The following is a 3,125-nucleotide window of genomic DNA, read 5'->3' on the forward strand; positions in this document are numbered from 1 at the left end:
GGAGCAGACACCATCAGGATCGCCCGGCCCGAGGAAGCGCTCGGCCGGGTACCGCAAGACCCCATGGATTGGATGGTGGTCCCCGGTCACGCAGCTGCGATCCCCCGCTCAGCCCTGCCGGGCCGGGTAGCGGAAACAGAAGGTCGGCACAGCAGTAGGGCCGACAGATGGTGTTGAATTTCCTTCGGGGCCCTGGTGCCGTACGGCACCAGGGCCCCTCGACGCGTTCACAGCGAGGTGACATGACATCGGACAACCCCCTGAATGATCGTCTGGACGACGACGACTACCCCGCGTACACCATGGGCCGGGCGGCCGAGATGCTCGGCACCACGCCGGCCTTCCTCCGCGCCATCGGTGAGGCCCGTCTGATCACGCCCCTCCGCTCGGAGGGGGGACATCGGCGGTACTCCCGCTACCAGCTGCGGATCGCCGCCCGCGCCCGCGAGCTCGTCGACAAGGGGACTCCGATCGAGGCCGCGTGCCGCATCGTCATCCTCGAGGACCAGCTCGAAGAAGCGCAGCGCATCAACGCCGAGCACCGCCGGGCCGCCGGCGAGCCGACGCGCGGTCCCGGCGTCGGCTGATCACGCGGGCGCGGCCGTTTCCGGACCGCTCGGAGGGCTGGGCCGCTCGGAGGGCCGGGTGTCGGACTGCTCGGATTACCAGGTACCGGCGTCGAGGCGTCTATGTCGGGTGCTGGTGCTGGTGCTGGTGCTGGTGCTGGTGCTGGTGCTGGTGCTGGTGCCGGTTGTCGGGTGTCGGTTGTCGGGCAAGCGCGACGGTCGTCCACGTGGCGGGGGCGTCGGCCGGCGTCCTCGGGCGGCGTGCGCATCGTGTGCCCACAGCGTGCGCCCAGCACGCCCTTGCCCTTACCCGCGCTTTCGTCCTTGCCCTTGCCCTCGCTCTCGCCGCCGGAACGTCCGGAGGGCGGGAGGAGTGTGAGCGCTGCACACAGGTCCTGAAGGGCCTGCGTTCGACAGTGGCCCCGACCCTCGTCCGACCCGTACGGCCGATGCCCCTGGGGTGCGTTTGCGCAGGTCCGCCGCGTGTGACCAGGTGAACCTTGCGATGTCGGGGCACATCCCCGACTATGCCGGTGGGGACCGGGGCCCCCGTGTCGGTAACGGCAGGGGCGGACCGCTACCCGGAGCACACCACAGGAGACAGCGATGTCCCAGCAGGCTCAGCCCGTCGAGGCTTCGGAGCCCGAGACCCCGCATCTCGACTTCCAGGGAACCACCCCGTACGAGGACTACGTCCAGGCGGACGTCCTCACCCACCTCCAGCACCCCCTCTCCGACGACCCCGGAGAGATGGTCTTCCTGGTGACGACCCAGGTCATGGAGCTGTGGTTCACGGTCATCGTGCACGAGTGGGAGACCGCCACCGCCGCGCTGCGGAGCGACGACGTCCCGACCGCGAAGGACGCGCTGAAGCGTTCCGTGCGCGAACTGGAGGCCCTGAACGCCTCCTGGAAGCCCCTCGGCCAGCTCACCCCGGCCCAGTTCAACTCCTACCGCGCCGCACTCGGCGAGGGCTCCGGCTTCCAGTCGGCGATGTACCGCCGCATGGAGTTCCTGCTCGGCGAGAAGTCCGCGTCCATGCTGGTCCCGCACCGCGGGGCGCCCCGTGTCCACGCCGAGCTGGAGAAGGCGCTGCACGAGCCCAGCCTCTACGACGAGGTCCTGCGGCTCCTGGCCCGCCGTGGCCACGCGATCCCCGAGTCCGTCGTACGGCGTGACGTCTCCCAGCGCTACGAGCCGTCCCCCGAGGTCGAGGAGGTGTGGACCGAGCTGTACTCCGGCGACCCGGACCATGAACTCGCCCGCCTCGGCGAGGCGCTCACCGACGTGGCCGAGCTGGTCTGGCGCTGGCGCAACGACCACCTCGTCGCCACGCGGCGCGCCATGGGCGCCAAGGCCGGCACGGGCGGCTCCGCCGGTGTGGCATGGCTGGAGAAGCGGGCCCGGAAGAACGTCTTCCCCGAGCTGTGGACGGCGCGCTCCCATGTCTGACCTCACCGAGACGAAGACGACGATGCAGCCGACGCAGCCGACGCAGCCGAACGTGGGGCTCGACCGCGAGATTGAGGGTGCCGACGCCGGGCACGCCGGTGGTGCCGAGTACGCCGGTGGTGCCGGGTCCCTGTCCTCCGAACTGGCCCTGGAGGCGGCGAAGCTCGACGCGGCCGACGAGCTGGCCGGCCTCCGCGACCGTTTCGTCCTCGACGACGCCGTGTACCTCGACGGCAACTCCCTCGGCGCGCTGCCGGCCGCCGTCCCCGGCCGGGTCGACGACGTCGTACGCCGCCAGTGGGGCTCCCTGCGCATCCGCTCCTGGGACGAGAGCGGCTGGTGGACCGCGCCCGAGCGGATCGGCGACCGCATCGCCCCGCTGGTGGGCGCGGCGCCCGGCCAGATCGTGGTGGGCGACTCCACAAGTGTCAACATATTCAAGGCAGTTGTGGCGGCGGTCCGGATGGCCGACGAGGACGCCCGAGAGGGCGGGGCCGGAGCCGGAGACGGCCGCGGCGGCGACGGGGGCGGAGCCGGGGGGCGGCCGGTCCGGGACGAGATCCTGGTCGATGCGACGACCTTCCCCACGGACGGCTACATAGCCGAGTCGGCCGCCCGGATGACCGGACGCACACTGCGCCCGGTGACCCCGGCGGAGGTACCGGACGCCCTCGGCCCCCGTACGGCCGCCGTGCTCCTCAACCACGTCGACTACCGCACCGGCCGCCTCCACGACCTGCCGTCCCTGACGGCGGCGATCCACGGGGCGGGCGCGTATGCCGTCTGGGACCTGTGCCACAGCGCGGGCGCCCTGCCCGTCGGCCTCGACGAGCACGGCGTCGACCTCGCGGTCGGCTGCACGTACAAGTACCTGAACGGCGGCCCCGGTTCACCGGCGTACCTCTACGTACGCCGCGACCTCCAGCCCCGCTTCGATTCACCCCTCCCCGGCTGGAACTCCCACACGGACCCCTTCGGCATGCGCCCGTCCTTCGAACCGGCGGGCGGCGCCCTGCGCGGCCGTGTCGGCACGCCGGACATCCTGTCGATGCTGGCCCTGGAGGCGGCGTTGGACGTGTGGGACGGGGGAGGGGGCGGCTCCGGGGC

Annotated in this window: 3 protein-coding genes; all 3 read left to right on the plus strand. The window is 71.9% G+C overall.

Going from position 1 to position 3,125, the window contains the following annotated elements; genetic code table 11:
* Window positions 1-242: 242 nt before the first annotated feature.
* Complete coding sequence (locus AOK15_RS33190; RefSeq protein WP_055522027.1) at window positions 243-587, plus strand: helix-turn-helix domain-containing protein; 345 nt, start codon at window positions 243-245, stop codon at window positions 585-587.
* 585 nt (window positions 588-1,172) lie between these two features.
* The gene (locus AOK15_RS33195; protein ID WP_055522028.1) at window positions 1,173-2,018 is read left to right on the plus strand and encodes a tryptophan 2,3-dioxygenase family protein; all 846 of its coding nucleotides are present in this window, start codon (window positions 1,173-1,175) and stop codon (window positions 2,016-2,018) included.
* Between the two features lie 22 nt (window positions 2,019-2,040).
* Window positions 2,041-3,125 (plus strand): aminotransferase class V-fold PLP-dependent enzyme (locus tag AOK15_RS33200; protein WP_079058848.1); only part of this gene is annotated, 1,085 nt, incomplete at its 3' end.

Source organism: Streptomyces ossamyceticus (assembly GCF_001418475.1).
Taxonomy (GTDB): Bacteria; Actinomycetota; Actinomycetes; order Streptomycetales; family Streptomycetaceae; genus Streptomyces; species Streptomyces ossamyceticus.

Coding starts and splice junctions, on each gene's coding strand:
- AOK15_RS33190 (WP_055522027.1), top strand. CDS start 243: ATGACATCGGACAACCCCCTGAATGATCGTCTGGACGACGACGACTAC.
- AOK15_RS33195 (WP_055522028.1), top strand. CDS start 1,173: ATGTCCCAGCAGGCTCAGCCCGTCGAGGCTTCGGAGCCCGAGACCCCG.